Annotated in this window: 19 protein-coding genes; 5 read left to right on the plus strand and 14 right to left on the minus strand. The window is 58.7% G+C overall.

Features of this window, described 5'->3' with window-relative positions; genetic code table 11:
* Positions 1–25: 25 nt before the first annotated feature.
* On the minus strand, positions 26–1,312 hold the full coding sequence (locus R5R33_RS11625; RefSeq protein WP_318955728.1) for an aspartate aminotransferase family protein: 1,287 nt from the start codon (positions 1,310–1,312) through the stop codon (positions 26–28).
* Positions 1,313–1,494: 182 nt separating this feature from the next.
* Here R5R33_RS11625 and R5R33_RS11630 point away from each other — a divergent pair, with 182 nt between their 5' ends.
* Entirely contained in the window at positions 1,495–2,421 is a 927-nt protein-coding gene (locus R5R33_RS11630; RefSeq protein WP_318952870.1) for a LysR family transcriptional regulator, read from the plus strand.
* A 16-nt stretch (positions 2,422–2,437) separates the two neighbouring features.
* On the opposite strand, the gene R5R33_RS11635 is transcribed toward R5R33_RS11630, so the two are convergent.
* From R5R33_RS11635 to R5R33_RS11650, 4 genes are all read right to left on the minus strand, one after another.
* Complete coding sequence (locus R5R33_RS11635; RefSeq protein ID WP_318952871.1) at positions 2,438–2,833, minus strand: hypothetical protein; 396 nt, start codon at positions 2,831–2,833, stop codon at positions 2,438–2,440.
* Positions 2,834–2,983: 150 nt separating this feature from the next.
* Positions 2,984–3,469, minus strand: coding sequence for a DUF3574 domain-containing protein (locus R5R33_RS11640; protein WP_318952872.1), 486 nt, complete (start codon positions 3,467–3,469; stop codon positions 2,984–2,986).
* Positions 3,470–3,558: 89 nt separating this feature from the next.
* A complete protein-coding gene (locus tag R5R33_RS11645) occupies positions 3,559–4,905 on the minus strand; it encodes an NCS2 family permease (protein WP_318952873.1) in 1,347 nt (448 codons plus the stop codon).
* Between the two features lie 20 nt (positions 4,906–4,925).
* Positions 4,926–5,729: an outer membrane protein OmpK gene (locus R5R33_RS11650; protein WP_318952874.1), complete on the minus strand. Its 804-nt coding sequence runs from the start codon at positions 5,727–5,729 to the stop codon at positions 4,926–4,928.
* A gap of 292 nt (positions 5,730–6,021) precedes the next feature.
* Between R5R33_RS11650 and R5R33_RS11655 the strand changes: the two genes are divergently transcribed.
* Genes R5R33_RS11655 through R5R33_RS11665 form a run of 3 tightly spaced genes read left to right on the plus strand, consistent with a single transcriptional unit; the run spans position 6,022 to position 9,209 of the window.
* The gene (locus R5R33_RS11655) at positions 6,022–7,710 is read left to right on the plus strand and encodes a molecular chaperone HscC (RefSeq protein ID WP_318952875.1); all 1,689 of its coding nucleotides are present in this window, start codon (positions 6,022–6,024) and stop codon (positions 7,708–7,710) included.
* Positions 7,707–8,762, plus strand: coding sequence for a J domain-containing protein (locus R5R33_RS11660; protein ID WP_318952876.1), 1,056 nt, complete (start codon positions 7,707–7,709; stop codon positions 8,760–8,762). The genes R5R33_RS11655 and R5R33_RS11660 overlap by 4 nt, the downstream gene beginning before the upstream one ends.
* A 30-nt stretch (positions 8,763–8,792) precedes the next feature.
* The gene (locus tag R5R33_RS11665; protein ID WP_318952877.1) at positions 8,793–9,209 is read left to right on the plus strand and encodes a VOC family protein; all 417 of its coding nucleotides are present in this window, start codon (positions 8,793–8,795) and stop codon (positions 9,207–9,209) included.
* A 50-nt stretch (positions 9,210–9,259) separates the two neighbouring features.
* Here the strand turns inward: R5R33_RS11665 and R5R33_RS11670 are convergent, their stop codons facing one another.
* From R5R33_RS11670 to R5R33_RS11685, 4 genes are all read right to left on the minus strand, one after another.
* Positions 9,260–10,864 carry an ABC-F family ATPase gene (locus R5R33_RS11670; RefSeq protein ID WP_318952878.1) on the minus strand — a complete coding sequence of 535 codons (1,605 nt, stop codon included), beginning with the start codon at positions 10,862–10,864 and terminating at the stop codon, positions 9,260–9,262.
* A 164-nt stretch (positions 10,865–11,028) separates the two neighbouring features.
* Positions 11,029–12,258, minus strand: a complete 1,230-nt coding sequence (locus R5R33_RS11675) for a DUF3667 domain-containing protein (RefSeq protein WP_318952879.1) — start codon at positions 12,256–12,258, stop codon at positions 11,029–11,031.
* Between the two features lie 194 nt (positions 12,259–12,452).
* A complete protein-coding gene (locus R5R33_RS11680) occupies positions 12,453–12,662 on the minus strand; it encodes a cold-shock protein (protein ID WP_318952880.1) in 210 nt (69 codons plus the stop codon).
* 249 nt (positions 12,663–12,911) lie between these two features.
* Positions 12,912–14,399, minus strand: coding sequence for a serine/threonine-protein kinase (locus R5R33_RS11685; RefSeq protein ID WP_318952881.1), 1,488 nt, complete (start codon positions 14,397–14,399; stop codon positions 12,912–12,914).
* Positions 14,400–14,761: 362 nt separating this feature from the next.
* Here R5R33_RS11685 and R5R33_RS11690 point away from each other — a divergent pair, with 362 nt between their 5' ends.
* A complete protein-coding gene (locus R5R33_RS11690) occupies positions 14,762–16,540 on the plus strand; it encodes an ABC transporter transmembrane domain-containing protein (protein ID WP_318955729.1) in 1,779 nt (592 codons plus the stop codon).
* Between the two features lie 47 nt (positions 16,541–16,587).
* Here R5R33_RS11690 and R5R33_RS11695 read toward each other — a convergent pair whose 3' ends face one another.
* The 5 genes from R5R33_RS11695 to R5R33_RS11715 form a co-directional block, all read right to left on the minus strand.
* A complete protein-coding gene (locus R5R33_RS11695) occupies positions 16,588–17,103 on the minus strand; it encodes a DUF1993 domain-containing protein (RefSeq protein WP_318952882.1) in 516 nt (171 codons plus the stop codon).
* 112 nt (positions 17,104–17,215) lie between these two features.
* The gene (locus tag R5R33_RS11700; RefSeq protein WP_318952883.1) at positions 17,216–17,635 is read right to left on the minus strand and encodes a cupin domain-containing protein; all 420 of its coding nucleotides are present in this window, start codon (positions 17,633–17,635) and stop codon (positions 17,216–17,218) included.
* Positions 17,636–17,815: 180 nt separating this feature from the next.
* The gene (locus R5R33_RS11705) at positions 17,816–18,229 is read right to left on the minus strand and encodes a VOC family protein (protein WP_318952884.1); all 414 of its coding nucleotides are present in this window, start codon (positions 18,227–18,229) and stop codon (positions 17,816–17,818) included.
* Between the two features lie 179 nt (positions 18,230–18,408).
* Positions 18,409–19,488, minus strand: a complete 1,080-nt coding sequence (locus R5R33_RS11710) for an alpha/beta hydrolase (protein ID WP_318952885.1) — start codon at positions 19,486–19,488, stop codon at positions 18,409–18,411.
* A gap of 47 nt (positions 19,489–19,535) precedes the next feature.
* The gene (locus tag R5R33_RS11715) at positions 19,536–20,216 is read right to left on the minus strand and encodes a DUF1294 domain-containing protein (RefSeq protein ID WP_318952886.1); all 681 of its coding nucleotides are present in this window, start codon (positions 20,214–20,216) and stop codon (positions 19,536–19,538) included.
* Between the last annotated feature and the right edge of the window lie 43 nt (positions 20,217–20,259).

Consider the following 20,259-nt stretch of genomic DNA (forward strand, 5'->3'; position numbering starts at 1 on the left):
TTCTCTCTCTGAATTCTGTAATTAATTAGCCGTTGGCGACTTCAGTGATGGCATCGCCCAACGCACTCACCAGGGTGTCCACCTCTTCCGGCTGTGCCACAAATGGCAGGCCCAGCTGGATGGTGTCGCCACCGTAGCGCACGTAGAAACCCTTCTCCCACATCTTCATCGCGATCTGGTAAGGGCGCAGCAGCGGCTCGCCGGGTGCGGCTTCGATAGTGAGGCCGGCGGCCACACCGCAGTTGCGGATGTCGCTGATCAGCGGGGTGCCTTTCAGCTGGTGTACGCGCTCTTCCAGCACCACTGCCAGTTCCGCGGCGCGCGCAAACAGGTTTTCTTTTTCCAGGATATCCAGCGATGCCAGCGCCGCGGCACAGGCCACCGGGTGCCCGGAGTAGGTATAGCCGTGGGGCAGCTCCAGCAGGTACTCGTGGCCACCCTGCTGCATAAACGTGTCGTAGATTTCCTGCTTCGCGATCACCGCGCCCATGGGCACCGCACCGTTAGTGAGCTGCTTGGCGACGTTGATGATGTCTGGGGTCACGCCGAAGGCCTCGGCACCGGTGGCGGCGCCCATACGGCCGAAGGCGGTGATCACCTCGTCGAAGATCAGCAGGATGTTGTGCTGGGTACAGATTTCCCGGAGGCGCTGCAGGTAGCCCACCGGCGGCGGCAGCACGCCGGCGGAACCGGCCATGGGTTCCACAATCACCGCGGCGATGTTGGAGGCGTCGTGCAGCGCGATCATCTCCAGCAGTTCGTCCGCCAAGTGCGCGCCTTCCTCCGGCATACCTTTGCAGAACTTGTTCTGCGGCAGCACGGTGTGCGGCAGGTGGTCGGCATCCACGGCGGTGCCATAGAGGGCGCGGTTGGCGCCGATGCCGCCGACACTGATGCCTCCGAAGTTCACCCCGTGGTAACCCTTGGCGCGGCCGATCAGCTTGGTCTTGGAGGCGAAGCCCTTCTTGCGCCAGTAGGCGCGGGCGATCTTCAGGGAGGTCTCGGCGGATTCGGAACCGGAGCCGGTGAAGAACACGCGGTTCATCCCTTCCGGCATGAACTGGGTGATGCGCTCTGCCAGCTCAAACGCCTTGGGGTGGCCGAACTGGAACGCCGGGGCGTAGTCCAGGGAACGCAGCTGCGCGCTCACCGCATCGGCGATTTCCGGACGGTTGTGGCCCGCACCGCAGGTCCACAGTCCGGACAGGCCGTCGAAGATACGGCGGCCATCGGCACTCAGGTAATAGCAGCCCTCGGCGCCGGTAATGATCCGCGGGTCCTTCTTGAACTGGCGGTTGGCGGTATAGGACATCCAGTGGGCATCCAGTTGAGACTGGCTCAGCCCGGCAAACTTGTCGCTCACTCTTCTTCTCCGGCTTGTTCGACTGTTGAGTTGCGGTAACTGTAGATGAGCTTTAATGTTTCATAGACTGCAATTAATAGATGTTTAGTTTCATAAATATGAAACTAAGTCGTGAGAGGTGAGGAGAGGTTATGGCGCGCACCCAAACCGCGCTGCTGGGGCAGCTGAGCGATATCGACCTGCGGCTGCTGCGGGTATTCCGCGCGGTGGCGGAGGCGGGCGGCTTCTCCGCCGCCGAGCTGGAGCTGAATGTGGGCCGCTCCACCATCAGTCGCCACATCAAGGACCTGGAAGTGCGCTTGGGCGTAACCCTGTGCCAGCGCGGCCGCGGCGGCTTCGCCCTGACCCGCGAGGGGCGCCAGATCTACCAGGCCACCCTGCGCCTGCTCTCTTCGCTGGACACCTTTCGCGGGGAGGTGGCGGACGTGCACCGGCGCATGACTGGCCACATCTCCATTGCCCTGTTCGACAAGATGGTCACCAACCCCGCCGCCCACGTGGGCGAGGCGCTGCGGCGGTTTGACGACCTAGCGCCGGAGGTGAGCCTGGATATCCACATCGAGCCGATCAACGAAATCGAGCGCGGGGTAATGGAAGGGCGCTTCCAGCTGGGGGTGATTCCCGCCCACCGCAGCTCCCCGAGTCTCGAATACCAGCACCTGTTCTACGAGCAGATGTACCTCTACTGCGGCTACCGCCACCCGCTGTTCGGTACCGCGGATATCTCCATCGACGACGACGCCATCCGCGCCAGTAAATACGCCGGCCTCGGTTACCACTCGCCGAACATGGAAGTGGGCAACCGCCTCGGCCTCGAGCGGGACATCACCGTCAACGACCAGGAGGCCATCGTCCACTGCCTGCAATCCGGGCGCTACATCGGCTACCTGCCGGACCACTACGCGGAAACGTTTTTGAAGAAAGGCGAGATCCGCGCGATCTGCCCGCAGCGCTATCACTACGAATGCGATTTTGTGGCGATCCAGCGGTTGTCACCGAAGCCTTCGCGGATTGTGAAAACGTTGTGGGATTGTCTGGCGGATGCGCACGCTCAGTAAATTTTCGCGAGAAAGGTCACTCGCCTTTGACGATATGAAACCGGCTGCGGCGCGCCGCGGCGTCTTCGGCACGCCGGCGTACCTGGCGCTCCAGCCGCTTGCGCAACTTTTCTTCATCGCTGGGCCAGCGGTCGGCCTCCGCGAGGGTGTGGCGCACCGCCTGCCACAGATGCTGGCAGTTCAGGCGCAGCGGGTTTTGAATGATGGGATAGCGGTGGGCCGCATCGCATACCTTGAGCCAACCGTGCAGCCGGTGCTGCACCATCAACGTCGCCTTTACCTCGCCGCCGAGGGCGGCGAGCTGGACGAAAGCGGCATGCAATTGCGCGCGAAAGCTGGTTTCGCCAGCGGTGAAATCCGCCGCGTGATCATGGAATTGCAGTTTTAGTCGATACCACTGACACGGAAGCATGATGGTGCTGATTTATTCGAATTTACAGGCGTTCCCGGGTGTCGGGAAATGACACTGCAGAGAGGAGGGAACAGTTGCCCGGAACTCTACCCGAAACCGAGATTCAAGTACATTTGGCGCGCGAAAGGTCGAACGGAATTCCAGAAAGTTTTAGAGGAATGAAACACACGCGCCGCTGCGTACCCTGAGTACCACCTGCTGCTGAAATTGCCGTTTGTACTCGCGAATAATTTCCGCAATCGCCAGATCCTTGTCCCGGCTGTAGGGGTAGATCAACGACAGCACATAGCTCGGCTCCCGCACGATATTCCCGCTCGCTCCCTGCCACTGCCCGGACCCCGCCAGCACCGTCAGCCCGTGGGGGAATTTTGGGGTAATTACCTTTTCCACAAACGCCGCCCACTCGGCCTTGCTGACAAACCCCTGCGGCGTGTGGGTGCCGAAATAAATGTGCTCTTGTACCTGCCAGCGCTCATCATCCCGGCAGTGCAGGTACTCGGGCTCGTTGCTGTCGGTAACCGTTTGAGTGGCACAGGCCGCGAGTACCAGGCACAGGGCAGCGACGGCAACGTGCCGGATTGGGCGGGGGATCAGTTGGGGAAACGGCCGCCGGAACCGGCGTCGAAAATGGAGCAAGCACCCTCCGAATGACTCTGCTGTCGATACACGAACAGGTCAGAGTATAGAGGGCGCCCGCTTCAGTCAGATCAGGCAGAGCAGACCGATCAGAAGAAAATGAACTTGGCGGTGAACAGCGCCGCCAGTGCGTAGACACTGATGCTGACGTCGCGGCCGCGACCGCTCAGGGCCTTGATCACCGCGTAGGCGATGAACCCGAGCGCGATACCGTTGGCGATGGAAAACGACAGCGGCATCATCACCGCGGCGATCACTGCCGGTGCGGCTTCGGTGATGTCATCCCAATCGATGGCGGACAGGCCGGAGGTCATCAGCACCGCCACATACATCAGCGCGCCCGCGGTCGCACAGGCGGGCACCATGCCCACCAGCGGCGAGAAAAACATCGCCAGCAGGAACAGTGCTCCGCACACCACCGCGGTCAAACCGGTGCGTCCGCCGGCGGCAATACCCGCAGTGCTCTCCACATAAGTGGTGGTGGTGGAAGAGCCGATCAGCGAGCCCACCGCAGAGGCGGAACTGTCTGCCATCAACGCCCTGCCCATACCCGGCAGCTGACCCTTGTCATCCAGCAACTTGGCGCGGTCGGCAGCGCTCAGCAGGGTGCCGGCGGTGTCGAACAGGTCCACGAACAGGAAAGCGAAGATCACACTGATCATGCCCACATTGAATGCGCCGGCGATATCCAGCTGCAGGAAGGTCGGCGCCATGCTCGGCGGTGCTGACACCAGGCCGGCGAACTGCACCTTGCCCATCAGCAGCGCAATGCCGGTGACCACAAGAATGCCGATCATCACTGCGCCCAGCATACGGCGATGCGCCAGTGCCGCGATCAGGAAAAAACTCAGCGCCGCGAGCGCGGCATCGCTGGAAGTCAGGTCACCCAGGGTCACCAGGGTGGCCGGGCTCGCGGTAACAATGCCGGCGCTTTTCAGCGCGATGATCGCCAGGAACAGGCCCACACCCGCCGCCAGCGCCTGGCGCAGCGACATGGGGATGCTGTCGATGATCCACTGGCGCACCTTGAAAATACTCAGCAGCAGAAACACCACGCCGGAGATAAATACGGCACCCAGTGCAACCTGCCAGCTGTAGCCCATCTCGCCAACAACCACATAGCTGAAAAACGCATTCAGGCCCATGCCCGGTGCCAGCGCGAACGGGTAGTTGGCGTAAAGGCCCATGATCAGGCAGCCCACCGCCGCCGCCACACAGGTCGCGGTGAACACCGCGCCCTGGTCCATGCCGGCCGCCGCCATCACATTCGGGTTTACAAAAATGATGTACGCCATGGTCAGGAAGGTAGTGAGACCTGCGACCAGTTCCTGGCGCACATTGGTATTGCGCTCACTCAGTTTGAACAGACGCTCGAGCAGGCTTGCACCACTGGTGGCATCCGCAGCAGATGGCGCAGAAGTTCTGAATTCAGTCATGGTGGAGTCCGGTTCCGGGATTAGAAGTGATACTTCAGCAGCAGGTTCACATTGCGCTCGTTGGAGTCGATACCGAAGGTGCCGTCCTTGATGCCGAACTTGTCATCCCAGTGCACGTATTCGAGACCCGCATACAGTTTTTTCGGTTTGCCAACACGGGCGCCGATATCCCACTTCAGCTGCGAGGTGAAGTTCATGCTCGCGTGCACGTCGCGCGATGCGCTGGCCCAGTCGAGGAAACCGTCGTAGAGGAACTGCTCGCTACCGAGGGTGAACGGCAGGCCCCACACCAGGGTCAGCTGCTCGTTGTCCGCGCGGTCGTCGTTTTCGCGGTGGTAGAAATTGGTCTGGAAATAGGCGAAGCCCGGCACCGCCAGGTCAAAGCCGATACCGGCCAGCTTGTTGGTGAAATGCGGACCGGTCGCGGTCAGGTGATCCGGGTCGTCCATATTGCCGAGCTCGAGCTGGCCCGCCAGCAGCACGTCTTTCACCGGTCCGAATGCCAGCTCGGTACCACTCAGCTTGCCGAGGCTCAGGCGCGGGGAGATCTCGGTGTACAGCTCGCTGGAGTCGTCATCGGAAACCAGGTAGTCGGAAAAGATGAACAGGTCGCCCCAGCTGTGGCCGCTGGCGTGCTCGAAGGTCAGTACGTTGCGGGTGCTATCGTCACTGCCGAGGCTGTAATCGACCTCGTAGTTCTTGCCGTGCAGGGCGGTCAGGCTGTTGTCACTCCACAGGGTTTCGGCGTGGGTGAGGGCGGCAAACGGCGCGCAGGCCAGGGAGAAGGAGAGCGAAAGCAGGGACAGGGACTTGGTCAGCTTCATGGTTACCTCTTATGTAGCTGGCGGAGTCCTTCCCGCGGCAATACGGGACCTTGCGGTCAGGTATTGGGCAAAAAATAAGCGCGCAATCTACCGGAATTGGCGGCGAATTTCCAAGACTTCGTGACGGATTAGCGCGCAGATCCGCAAGGAATACCCAACCAGAAGCGATATGTGCCAATACGCTGCGGACGGTGTAGCGAAGGAGAATCGGCGGACTACTTTTATAAGTTCAAAACGCGGGGAGTCAGAGGTGCCACGGTTCCTGCACCAACAATAATAGTTAGAGGGCACTATGACCATTCTTGCCATCGATCTCGGTACCACCAACAGCGCCTGCGCCATATGGCGCGACAATGAAGCTGTCGTCATTCCCAACAAGCTCGGCGAGCTCCTTACCCCATCGGTCATCGGTATCGATGGCAGCGGAGAGATCCTGGTGGGCCGCGCGGCCAAAGAGCGTTTGATTACCTGTCCCGACGATACGGTGGCTGTATTCAAGCGCTTGATGGGAACCAGTCACAAAGTGGTAATCGGCCGCCAGACATTCACCGCGGTGGAGCTATCGTCACTGGTGATCAAATCCCTGAAAGAAGATGCCGAGGCTTTCCTCGGGGAGCCCATCGAGCAGGCGGTCATTAGCGTACCGGCGTACTTCAACGACAACCAGCGCTACGCCACCAAGAAGGCGGGGGAACTCGCCGGGCTGAATGTAAATCGGCTGATCAACGAGCCAACGGCCGCGGCCATGGCCTACGGACTGCATGAGAAGAAGGAAGGCACCTTTGTAATTGTCGACCTGGGCGGCGGTACCCTCGACGTCACGGTGCTGGAATTTTTTGAAGGCGTTATGCAGGTGCACGCTTCTTCCGGCGATAATTTTCTCGGCGGCGAAGATTTTGTCGAGGCTATGGTGGAAGCGGTATTGAAGCTGGTGGAGTGTAAAGCGAGCGAGCTGACATCGGCGGAAAAGCACCAGCTACACATGAAAATGGAAACCGCCAAGCGTCGCATATCTTCTGCCCCCCAGAAAATTGAATTCAGCGTGGCAGGCACTTCCAAAACAGCCACTGTGGATAGCGATTGGTTCAACCGCGCAATGACCCCACTGCTGGTGCGCCTGCAACGGCCCGTCGAAAATGCCATGCGCGACGCGGGAATCTCACCTCAGCAAATTGACGAAGTGGTGCTTGTGGGCGGCTCTACCAAACTTGCGGCCGTGCGCTCTGCAGTGGGAAAAATTTTCCGACGGCTGCCCGCGTGTACCATTGACCCGGATTTCGCCGTGGTGCGCGGTGGTGCAGTGCAGGCCGGTCTCATGGAAAAAAATGCCGCGCTGGACGATATGGTGCTGACGGATGTCTGTCCGTTTACCCTCGGGATCGATTCGACCACCACGGTCAATGGCCAGCTGGTACCCACCTACACGCCCATAATCGAACGCAATGCCACGGTGCCGGTGAGCCGGGTGGAGCGTTTTTCGACGGTGAACGACAACCAAACGAAAATTGCCGTGAAGGTGTATCAGGGAGAGCACCGACAGACTTCAAAAAATGTCTTTCTCGGCAGTCTTGATGTGGCCGTTCCCAGTAACAAGGGCGGGGAGGAATCCATTGATGTGCGTTTCAGTTACGACATGAATGGAATCCTGGATGTGGACGTTACGGTGATCAGTACCGGGCGGAAATACAACAAGGTCATCAAGAACTCTCCAGCAAGCCTCAGTGAAGAGGAGTTTCGTAATTCCCTGAATCGCCTCGAAAAACTGAAATTCCACCCCCGCGACAGTGAAAAGAACCGTGCTCTTTTGGCCTGGGGGGAGCGGATCTACGAATCCTCCCTTGGCGACGAGCGCAACGCGATCGGTCAGTTGATTGCCGGTTTCGAAGCGGTACTGGATCGGCAAAATGAGGTTGAAATTGCCAAGGCGCGCAATGAATTCGAGCTCCGCCTGCAGCAGCTGGATCTGGAGGAGTGGGTGTGACCAATTGCTGGGATGTACTTGAACTTACCCATGACAGCGACCGTACGCAAGTCCGCAGGGCCTACGCCCGCCTTATTAAGCAGTTTCGCCCGGACGAATCCCCGCTGGAATTCCAGAAAATACATGATGCCTACGAGGAAGCCCTGAACTGGTTGCGATATCCCGAAGCGGTGCGGCAGACATTATCTGGCCACGAGGAAGCGGTAGACGGAGAAAGTGAGCAGGTCTCTGGTCAGGATGGTATGCGGGAACTTGCGGAAGGGTTTTTACCGCCGGGAATGACTCAGGAAATAATTGGCCGGATCAATGAAGCCATCGCCGGGCTTGCCGATAGCGAGATGATGGTCGAAGTCGATGGCTTCAGGATTTCCAGGGGAGAGATGCCCGAACAGGGATTCCGGGTTGAGCGAATTTACTCCCCTGAAAACGATGAGTGCCGGGACAATCTCGGCGAAGACTATCGCAATGCCCTGGACGAGGCACTTGCGACAGTGGACGAAATCCTTGAGAAGCCGGATAGGGCCAATGCCAAATATTGGGATTTTCTCGCCGACTGCCCGTTTTTACTGGATCAGGAGTTCCGCTTTCATTTAACTGGGAACCTGTTGCGGAAAATTGCGCGATTCAATCTTTCTCGGAAAGGTGCCAGTGAAGCCCCGGTTGGGGTAACAGCTATGCAGACACTGGATCGCTACCTGAATTTCAGCGGATTGAGTCACGAAGATTTTTACCAACTCAGTGAGCGAGAGTGGTTTGCACTGCGTATGCCCGATCAGACGCTCTCGGCTTCGAGCGTTGGAATGGCAGAACACGGGCTAAAAGGTGGAAAGCTACTCAAGGGGAAATCCCTGCCTGACCTCTCTGAGCGATCGGGTAGTTTCTGGGTTGACCTGGGAAAATTTGCCGTATTTGGTGCGGTGATGGCCGCCGTAATTCTCGGCGCGATTGTATTGGTTAGTATGGGGAAAGGATTACTGCTATATGGCTTTGTGGCCATAGGAGCCATAAAATTTTTTGCTGCCTTGTTTTGGGGGGAGCACGAAAAACTGTAAACCGGAATCTCGCACGTTACCGGAGTATTTATGAAATCCAACTGCATGCACCTGGCCATTCCCGCCGGGGACCTGGAAACCGCGAAGAAGTTTTACTGCGATGTGCTCGGTTGCAAGAGCGGCAATGGCGAAGCGGGGCGCTGGGTGGATATCGACTTCTGGGGCAACGAACTCACCCTGCACCAGAGCGAGGAACAGCTGCCCAATGTGCGCCACGATGTGGATATAGGTGCGGTGGCGGTGCCGCACTTTGGCGCGCATCTGCCGAATGATGAATTCCAGGAACTCAAGGCCCGCATTGAAGCCGCCGGCCTGGAATACCTGGATAAACCCTATCTTCGGTTTGCCGGCAATGAATACGAGCAGGAAACATTTTTCATCAAGGACCCCAACGGCAATGTGCTGGAGATGAAGTCGATGAAAAATCCGGAACTGATGTTCAAATAAAAAACGCCGCAGATGCGGCGTTTTTTATCGGGCAATTGCGCAGGCTCAAATCAGGCTGCGCGCGCCGTGCTCTCGCGGTGCGCCAGATACTCTTCGTAGGTACCCTGGAAGTCGATCAACGACTGATCCTTGATCTCCACTACGCGGGTCGCCAGCGAGGAAACAAACTCGCGGTCGTGGCTCACGAAAATCAATGTGCCTTCGTACTTCAGCAGCGCCTTGTTCAGCGCCTCGATGGATTCCATATCCAGGTGGTTGGTGGGCTCGTCCATGATGAGCACGTTGGTGTCCATCATCATCAGCTTGCCGAACAGCAGGCGGTTCTTTTCACCACCGGAGCACACGCGTGCTTTTTTGTTGGCGTCGTCGGCGGTAAACAGCAGGCGGCCGAGCATGCCGCGTACGGTCAAGTCATCGTGCTTGGGCTGGCGCCACTGGGACATCCACTCGAAGATGGTGAGATCGTTATCGAAGTCCGCGGAGCTGTCCTGCGGGCAGTAACCGATGGCCGCGTTCTCGGACCATTTCACGGTGCCGCCGTTGGCCTGGATCTCATTCACCAGGCAGCGCAGGAAGGTGGTCTTGCCCACACCGTTCTCGCCGATGACCGCGAGGCGCGCGCCGGCTTCCAGCAGCAGCTCACCCTTGTTGAATAATGATTCGCCATCAAAACCGTGGCTCAGGCTTTCCAGTTCCACTGCCTGGCGGTGCAGCTTCTTGCACTGCTGGAAGGTGATGTAGGGTTTAACGCGGCTGGAGGGTTTGATTTCTGCCAGCTGGATCTTCTCCATCTTCTTAGCGCGCGAGCTGGCCTGCTTGGCCTTGGACGCGTTCGCGGAGAAGCGGTTTACAAACGATTGCAGCTCTTCCAGTTCGGCCGTCTTCTTCGCGTTCTCCGCGTGCAGCTGGTCCTGGATCAGGGTGGAGGCCGCAACAAAATCCTCGTAGTTGCCGGGGAAGATGCGCAGGTCACCGTAGTCGATGTCCGCCATGTGCGTGCACACCTGATTCAGGAAGTGGCGGTCGTGGGAGATGATGATCATGGTGGACTTGCGCTGGTTCAGTACTTCCGCCAGCCACTGGATGGTGTGGATATCCAGGTTGTTGGTCGGCTCGTCCAGCAGCAGGATATCCGGGTCGGCAAACAGCGCCTGTGCCAGCAGCACCCGCAGTTTCCAGCCCGGGGCTACCTGCTTCATCAGACCGAAGTGAAAGGATTCCTCAATGCCCGCCTGCAGCAGGATCTCGCCCGCGCGGCTCTCCGCACTGTAGCCGTCCAGCTCGGCGAACTGCACTTCCAGATCCGCCACGCGCATGCCGTCTTCCTCGGTCATTTCCGGCAGCGAATAAATGCGGTCGCGCTCCTGCTTGATTTCCCACAGGCGTGTATCGCCCATGATCACCGCGTCCACCACGGTGTATTCCTCGAACGCGAACTGGTCCTGGCTCAGGATGCCGAGGGTGCAGCCGGGGGCAATGGAGACATTGCCGGCGCTGGGCGTGAGGGCACCGCTCAGGATCTTCATAAAGGTGGACTTGCCGCAGCCGTTGGCCCCGATCAGGCCATAGCGGTTGCCGTTACCGAACTTCGCGGAGATGTTTTCAAACAGCGGTTCGGCACCGAACTGCATGGTGATGTTGGCGGTGGTAATCAAGAGTCTGTCCCGGGAGGTGTAACTGAAAGGGAGCGCCGCGGTAATGATGTGCAACAGACATAGGGCGCGGGCCGCGCACTATACGGTGGCGGTGGCGGAGTGTCGAGTGATTTGTTTGTTAATTGAGCAGTTCGGGCCGCGCATAAATGCGGCCCCTGGCACAGTTAAAGGCCTGCAATACTGGCCAGTGCTGTGATGGTGGTGGCGGTGCTGAGCAGGATGAAGTACACCAACCCGAGCACCGAGAACTTCAGTGCGGTCATTGGCCAGCCCTGGCCATAGACACGCTTTTGCATCAACAGCAGATAAACCGGCATCCACAACCCCAGCGCGAGGAGTGCCAGGTTGAACAGCGCCTGCGGCAAGGTATGCGGCTCGGTAAGCCAGGCGCGCAGGTCAAACATCAGCACCATCAACAGCAGCGCGAGTGACAGAAAGGCGTGGCTGTGGAGTGCCACAATAAGATGCTCCATATAAAGGCGGCGCTTGAACACATACAGCAGGCCGAGGAACAGCGCAAAGAACGGCAGCATGACGAACAGGGTGGAGGGAATCGCACTGAACAGCGCGTCCTTGAGCAGGTTGGGGTCCTTGGCGATACGGGAAATGTTCTGCGGGAGCTTCGCGCTCTGGCGAGCAAACCAGGCATTCACTGCCTCGGGTGCTCCCTCGATCTGCGGTGCTGTGATCTTCTGCGATACCGTGGTCTGCTGGGATTCCTCTTCGGCCGGGCCCGCGACCACGGCAGGGTCGAGCTGTGCGATGCGCTTGGCGGCACGCTGGCGCACGAGCTGCTCGACGCCGCCCAGCAGCCCGGTCACTCCGGGTACCTCGCCACTTTCCGCGGAAATCTCGGCAATGTCTTTTATCGCCTGGTCGCGCAACCGCAAGACTTCCTCCACGCTGGTGGCCGAGGTGATGTCGAGCTCGACCGAGTTCAGGTCAACGCCGGGCGATGTTACATCGGCGCCAACCTGACTGAAGCTGACATCGGTTCGCCAGTCGCTGCTGAGATTTGCGGCGAAGAAGGCGGTCAGGCACAGGAACACAAACAGGCGTACCGGGCTTACATAGCGCACACGGCGGCCGGCGAAGTATTCGCTGGTCAGAAATCCAGGGTTCACCAACAGTGGGCCCAGCGTGCGCGCAATGCGTGAATCGAGCCCAAACACCGTGCCAAAAAAATCACCGATCAGCTCGGGGAATTGCCGCACCAGGCTCTTTTCCGGCTGGCCGCAGGCGTGGCAGTGAGGGCCGAGCAGAAGTACTCCGCAGTTGCCACAATGGGGGGCGGCAGGCGTGCTGGCGGAATCCTCGCAGGCTCGTGTTGCAAGGTCAGAATGCTGAGGAGAGGCGATCAGGTCCTGATCCGGCAGGGTATCGGTGTTACTCATGGCTTTCCCTGGCTCATGTTGTTCTTATTCAAACGGTCCAGCGGCCGTGCGCTGGCATTGAACGGGGCGTGTCACCGAATAGTGCCACGGAATGATGGCCCGGGTAATCTCCGGGTGATATAGCGGTAACCTTCAGCGGGTACCGGAAACAAAAACGGGCCCCGAAGGGCCCGTTTTTTACATGCGTAGCGCGATTATACGACTACGATGTTTTCAGCCTGCGGGCCTTTTTTGCCTTGAGTTACGGTGAACTCAACGGCCTGGCCTTCGGTCAGGGTGCGGAAGCCGGTGCTGGCGATCGCGCTGAAGTGTGCGAATACGTCCGGACCGGACTGCTGCGCAATAAAACCAAAACCTTTAGCTTCGTCGAACCACTTAACGGTTCCTTTCACTGTATTGGACATACTATTAAATCCTGAGATTAAATCGGGTTAATGCCTCTAAATAGGCGGGTGTTGCTTGGAAAATTAGCCGGGATTTAAAACTGCAGGACGAGGTGTTACGAGTAAAACAGCGAAATGTAGATTGTAAATGTGTGGCTTTCTTTCTAGCAGACGCACACTCTATAGGTAACTGGGCGTTTTGTCTACAAAACGCCCAGTCTGCACTTCAATTCAGACCCGGCAGTCTGCTGCGGTGTGAGGGCCGACTCTTCAGCCATCTTTGTCGATTTTTTCCCGCAACTTGCCAAACACATCGCGTATCAGCCGCTTCGCCGCCGGCATTTTTTGGTTGATCTCCTGGCGCAGCGCCAGCAATTCCGCATCGTCCGGCTGAATATTCAGACCGCGTTTGACATTGCGGTCGGCGCTCCCCAGGTCGTTTTCCAGCAGGTTGGTGCGGGCGCGGTGGGCGAATTCATCCACGATCTGGTTGATTCCTGCCTGTGCCTGCGGGTTCTCCGCATCCAGCGCCAGCGCCTCGCGATAGTAGTAAAGCGCACTGCTACCCCTGGGACTGTTGAGTTTGCCACGCTCCAGCGCCTCGGCACCGCGCGTCACATAGTCCTCCACCAGCTTTTCGGTCACTCGCACCAGGCCCTCGAGCGCATCGCGGTTGTCCTCGTCGAGCAGCAGTACCTGGCGGTAGTAGTAGCGCGCATTGTCCTGCTCTGGGGCGATATAGCGCGCATCCTGCAAGCGGACCTCGGCCTGCTGCAGCAGGCGTTTGATCTCGCGGTCGGTCTCGCTTTCGTAGCCCAGCGCAAACACCAGCAGTATCGCCGCGACCACACCCAGTACCGGTAGCAACAGGCGCGGCTTGACCGCGAGCCAGGTTGGCATCTTGAAGGTTGCGGGTTTGGTCCCGGCCACCTGCGCGGGGGCGGTCGGGTCGAGCAGCGGGTTGATTGCGGCCACCAGCGCATCGCAGTCCCGGAAACGGTCAGCGGGCGACTTCGCCAGCATCTGTGCCAGCAGCGGCGTCAGGTAGGCATATTTCGCCGGCAGTGGCGGCAGCGCTTGCTGGATATGGTTGATCGCGGTGCAGGTGTGGCTGTCGCCCTTGAAGGGGTTATAGCCCAAAAGCAGCTCCAGCAGGATCACGCCGAGGCTGTAGATATCCGTGGTGATATCCAGCGGCTGCCCCTGGGCCTGCTCCGGGCTGCTGTAGGACGGACTACCGAGGCTGAGGCCGGCCTGGGTGAGGTCGGAATTGTTATCCACATCCTTGGCAATACCGAAGTCGGTGAGCACCGCGGTGGCATCCTTGCGGAACAGGATATTCGCCGGCTTCACATCCCGGTGGATGATGCCCTGCTCGTGCACCACCGACAGCCCCTCGGCAATCTCGCGGATCAGTCGCAGAATCGCCGCCGGTTCGCGGAAGCGCCCGCGGTTCTCATCCAGGTCGCCACCGCCGAGAAATTCCATGGCGATGTAGTGATCGCCACCGGGCAGGGTAGAAATATCGTGGATCGTGATGATGTGTGGGTTGTTGAGGCTGGCAATGAAGTGCGCCTCATTGATAAAGCGCTCGTTCAGCTGCGCCCCACTGGTGTCATGCGCGCTGTTGCGCAGTACCTTGATCGCCACCTTGCGGTTGAGGGATTCCTGGGTGGCCAGATAAACCGATGCCATTCCGCCCTGGCCGATGGGGCCGTGCACGGTGTAACCGGGGATATGGAGATCGGAGTGGGTCATAGCAGCAGATTTGCCAACCATTCAAAAGGGGACCGCGCAACTGTGCGGCCGTCTGTACATCAACTGGGAAGTGGCAAGAATATCGCTGTGCCTGAAATAGATAAACCGACTCGGGCAAAAATCAGCAGGCTCAGCCGCCAATTAACGGTACAAAGTTACGCCTCTGTCGCCTGCCGAGAGGAAACTTTCCGCCATAGGTGGCCACACCTGACGCGACCAATATGCGCCGAGCGGCGCTGTGAGGCCAGGCACATGCCCGTATACTGAATGTCCGAATCACCCGGGTAGCCAGTATGTCGAACGCCGTCGAATCCGTCGCCAGCACCACAGCGCCGCAAGCAGAATCCACTAACGCCGCGAATATGAGCGCCCGCCAAATGATGGGTGCGCTCTGGCAGTTTGTCCGGCCGTACAAAGCGATACTCACGGGCGCGGTGGTGGCGCTGGTATTTACTGCGGTTGTCACCCTGTCTATCGGCCAGGGCGTTCGCCTGCTGGTGGACCAGGGGCTGACCGGGGATACCAGCGAGGCCCTCGCCCACGCGGTGCTGGTGCTCATGGTACTGGCGGTGCTGATGGCCGCGGGCACCTATGCGCGTCACTACCTGGTGTCTTGGTTGGGTGAGCGCGTGGTGGCGGATCTGCGCAACGCGGTGTTCGCGCATATCGTCACCCTGCACCCGAGCTACTTCGAGACCAACCGCAGCGGCGAGATCATGTCCCGCCTCACCACCGACACCACCCTGCTGCAACACATCATCGGCAGCTCCTTCTCGATGGCGCTGCGCAGCGCACTGATGTTTGTCGGCGCCCTGGCGCTGCTGCTGTTCACCAACCTGAAACTGAGCCTGCTGGTGCTGGTGGGGGTGCCGCTGGTGTTGATGCCCATCGTGCTCTATGGCCGCCGGGTGCGAAAGCTGTCCAAGGCCAGCCAGGACTCCATCGCTGATGTGGGCACTTACGCTGGGGAAATCATCCAGCACATCAAAACCGTGCAGAGCTACACCCGCGAGCAACACGAAACCCAGGCGTTCGCTAGGGAAGTGGAAACCGCCTTTGACGTGGCCAAGCGGCGCATACGCCAGCGCTCGCTGCTGGTGTCCGTCGTGATCCTGCTGATGTTCGGCGCCGTCGGCACCCTGTTGTGGGTGGGCGGCAACGACATGATTGCCGGGCGCATGAGCAGTGGCGACCTCGCCGCCTTCGTGTTCTACGCGATCATGATGGGCTCCGCCGTCGCCACCATTTCCGAAGTCTACGGCGAACTGCAGCGTGCCACCGGCGCTACCGAGCGGCTGGTGGACCTGTTGAATGTGAAAGCGGAAATTCCGGTGAGCGATGGCAGTGCACACCCAGAGTTATCCACAGAAAAAGGCGAAGCGCGCATGGCCTTCGAGGCAGTGGAATTCCGCTACCCCTCGCGACCGGATCACCCCGCCATACACGGCCTCAATCTCGATGTCGCCGCCGGCAAAAGCCTGGCGCTGGTAGGTCCCTCCGGCGCCGGCAAATCCACCCTGCTGGAACTGCTGCAGCGCTTCTACGACCCGCAACACGGGCGCATCACCCTGAACGGCACCGACATCCGCGAGCTGGATACCCATACCCTGCGCCGCCAGATGGCGGTGGTGCCGCAGCAGCCGGCGCTGTTCACCGCCGATGTCTGGTACAACATCCGCTACGGCAAGCCCGATGCCAGCGACGAGGAGGTTATTGCCGCCGCCAGGGCAGCCCACGCCCACGACTTTATCCAGCAACTGCCGGACGGCTACAACAGCCATCTGGGCGAGCAGGGCACGCGTCTCTCCGGTGGCCAGAAGCAGCGCATCGCTATCGCCCGCGCGATTCTCAAAGATCCGAAAATTCTGCTGCTGGACGAGGCCACCAGTGCGCTGGATGCCGAGAGCGAGCACCACGTGCAGCAGGCGCTGCAGGCACTGATGAAAAACCGCACCACCATCGTCATCGCCCACCGCCTGGCCACTATCCTGCACGCCGATCGCATTGCGGTACTGGATCAGGGGCAGGTGGTCGCACAGGGCACCCATGCGGAGCTGGTGCAGACATCGCCGCTGTACAAGCGCCTGGCGGAGTTGCAGTTTCAGAATGCAGAAATGAAAAAGCCGGTCGACGAAGTGTGACCGGCTTTTGAAAGTCACGGGCTGCGTAAACGAGCGCAGCCCGTTGATTATGCTTCCTGCTTGATATGCGGCGCGAGGTAGGTCATGTAATCGGCCTTGCCGATCGGGGCACCCAGCTTGCGCAGAATCGCGTAAGCCATGGAAATGTGGAAATACACATTCGGCACCAGGTAATCGTTGATGTACTGGCGTGCCGGCAGTTCGGCATAGCGGCCCGGGCCGAGGCCGATGCGCTTCACTTCATCCAGCTTGCTGTCATCGGCGGTAATGCCCTCAACCATTTTCTTGGTCTCAGCAATATGCGCGCGCGCTTGCTCCAGCGACGCCACCTCAATGCTCAGGTTCTCAACCGGCTGACCGGCGCACCATTGCGCGAAGCCGCGCGGCTGGTTGCACACCAGAGCCACCTGCGCGCCAAACGGGAACATATCCTCCGCCAGGCGCTCCTGCAGCAGCGCGCCGGTATCGGCAGTATGCTTCTCGCCGATTGACAGAATATGGTCGAGCACATCCAGTCTGGAAGTAAAGATGCGTTTGATCTCGGTGATTTCTTGGTTTGCCATGATGATCTCTTATTGGAGGAAGGGGATGCGGTTACGCCTACGCGTTATGGCGGCGACTTTGTGTGTTTCAAGGGCGGCCATTACAGGAATTCCAGAATGAAAGACCTAATGGTCATCCATCCTTGCGGTAGACGATAAAAATCACCAGGTCCTCGGAGCCCGTTTGCCGCAACCCGTGGGAATTCCCCTGTCGCGTCAGGATGGACGTGCCGGGGCCAACCTGCGACTTTTCCCCATTCATGGTCAGCTCACCGGTACCACTCGCCACATAATAGATTTCATCCTTGTGCTGCTCGTGATATCCAATCGCTGCGCCCGGGTGCAAGATGCGCTTGCGGAACACGATCTCCAGATCGGGTACGCCAGAAAAAAATGGAAATGCCGTGGTCGCGCCGCCGCCCTGGTGTGGACCGGGCTGCGGTACTGCGAGTTCCGATTCCTCTTCTATTGCGAAGCCCGCATCATCCGCATGGCTGGCAAGCCCCAGAAAAGCTGCAGTAATAAACGTGAGAGCAGTTAAGAAAATTTTCATGTTTATTTATTGTGAAAATTCGGTTCAGGGTTACTTAACAAAATTGAATCTATCGCGCACACGATAAGTAACCGCCGTCCTATTGCTGCTTACCGTTCATCGGTACGCCCAAAGGGTGTTGCTCGCCAGCCAGTCCTACGCCTGCTGGCGAACATCCCACGCTTCATGAGGGCCAATTATTCAGCCCGCCTGCTGCATCGCAGCAGCATCCATCCACACAAGTTCCCAGATGTGGCCGTCCGGATCGCGGAAGGCACGGCCGTACATAAAACCGTATTCCTCCGGCTCGCGGTAGGCGCTACCACCGGCCGCAATCGCTTTTTCAATCATCGAATCCACCTCTTCACGACTTTCCGCAGACAGGCACACTATTACTTCACTACTCTTCTCCGTATCGCAGATCTCAAGCCCGGGTGTGAAGCTCTTGTATTTCTCGCCGGTCAGCAGCATGACAAAATTGCTCTCGCCGATGATCATGCACGTCGCGGTTTCGTCGGTGAACTGGGGGTTGAACTCAAAGCCGAGCCAGGAGAAGAACTCGACGGATTTTCCCAGATCGGCGACTGGCAGGTTTACAAATATCTTTCTGGACATGGCATTTTCTCCGTTGGCGCCAGCGCTGAATTGCGCAGCTATCCAATAGTCGCAGCAGATAGTTCAAAATCGACAGCAGCAGTTAAATTATTGGCGGGTAAAACCACGAATGTGCCATTTCTATCCTTTGATATACACCGCGAAGTCTTTGCCGAACAGAAACCCTCCCATTGGCTAAATCACGGTTTAGTTGCACCGGGCTTGCAGCGTGCAATACTTTCGTCGGTCTGACACAGCGCGGCGAGATAGAGTTCGCTGGCCTGTGCGTATCCGTTATCGGTAAGGTAATCCACGATTTCCACAAACGGCGTCGGTGACAATCTTAGATCGTGTAGCGCATAGTCGAACATGGGCTCGAGCTGAGCTTGTAATTCTGTCGAGTCGGCAACTGAATAGCGAGCCGTAAGCTGTTGCAACATTTCCACCGATGGGAGTGCGGAAAGGCCATAGCGAGCGGTCAGCGTGTTGTAATGCTGTTTGAATGCCGCAGCTCCAGACATCATCACCTCGCGGGAAGGTGCCCACTCGGGGAAGCTTGCCTGCAGGGCAAACTTCATCGAGGGATGCTTGGTGCTGCGGTGTGTCTCTTCCGGGAAGTGACGGGACGAATACTGCTTCGGCAGTGCGGCCGTCAGGATGGCATCCAGCTTGGCATAGGGCGCATACATGTGCTCGCCTTCACTGGCCATGGTCAACAGCAGTGGCTTGTGTTTGCCCAGAGTGTCTTTCGGAAGGGTCTGAACCTTATCGAGGATGTAGCCATCGTCCAGCGAGGGGCTGAAGGCGAAATAGCGGGAAACTGGTAGGGTATCCATCAGCCACTGCTGCATCACATATTTCCCGGCATGGGAGTGGCCGGAAAGAATACGAAAATCCGCCGCGGGATATTCGCGCTCTATGAAAGAAAAGAGCTCTCGCTCAAGAAAGGCCGCGAACTTGTCCTCATCTTCCTTTACATCCAGTTCTGCCCCGAGACTGTCGATACCCACCACCATAAAGTCCGGAACCGTAGTGGCTATCAGGTCCAGCGTTGCCATCGCCGCCAGCATGTCCCACTGGCCGTGCAGCAGGTACAGCACCGGAAACTTCTGATTCGGGTGCCCGGTATCGGAAGGTAAATGGACCTGGATGGCCTTTTCTTTACCCAATATTTCCGATTTGATCGTGCGCGATTCGCCGTAAGAAAACGGCTCGGAGGATGCGCAAGAGGCAAATAACAGCAAAAAGAGAAGAGCGGAGAATGTCTTTATTGTTTTCATCTTGTTTCTCTAAAGGTTGAAGGTTTTAAGGCATGAAATGATCGGACTCAGAACGGAAAGCTGCTGTGGCTACCCAGCAACATACTTAGGTGCGCGGAACCATCAGCAGTATGCAACCATACCAGCGCGCCAATATTGGCGAGCACGGTGAGCCAGAAGATGAACCGGAACGGCTGTTTGCGGGATTTGTGCCGCAATTTTTGCTGGGCCAGCCAGGCACCGGGCCAGCCGCCCAGCAGGGACATCAGGTGGAGCGTGCTTTCCTTGGTGCGCCAGTTGCCGGCACGGGCGGCGGACTTGTCGAGGTAATAGAACAGGTAGGTCAGCAGGCTCATGCCGATGTAAAGCAGCAGCACCAGCGGGGGCAGCTTGCCGAGTGTTACCGAGGCGGCAACCAAGCCAATAAATACCAGGCCTACCAGCAGCGGTCGGGAATTGCCGGAGTTAGTGCTTGCTGACTTGCGCTTGGCCTGGGGTTTGGAAGTGGGCTTGTCCCCCGCCAGTGCTGCCTTCACCGCACAGGGGCGCCCCTGGCGGTCGGAAGACAGTTCGTAAGTCACCACCTCGCCGACTGCAGGCCGGCGCTGGCGATTGCCGAGCGCCTTGATATGGATAAATACCTGCTTGCCGCCGAGCATCGGTTCAATAAAACCGAAACCCTTGTCGTCATTCCAGGTGCGGATCTTGCCCTTCACGCGGCCAGCCGCCGGGGATCTTTTCTCAGACATACTGCCAGCCTGCAATCAATCAATTAGCTGGATAGTGCCCGAT

This window comes from Microbulbifer pacificus (genome assembly GCF_033723955.1).
Taxonomy (GTDB): Bacteria; Pseudomonadota; Gammaproteobacteria; order Pseudomonadales; family Cellvibrionaceae; genus Microbulbifer; species Microbulbifer pacificus.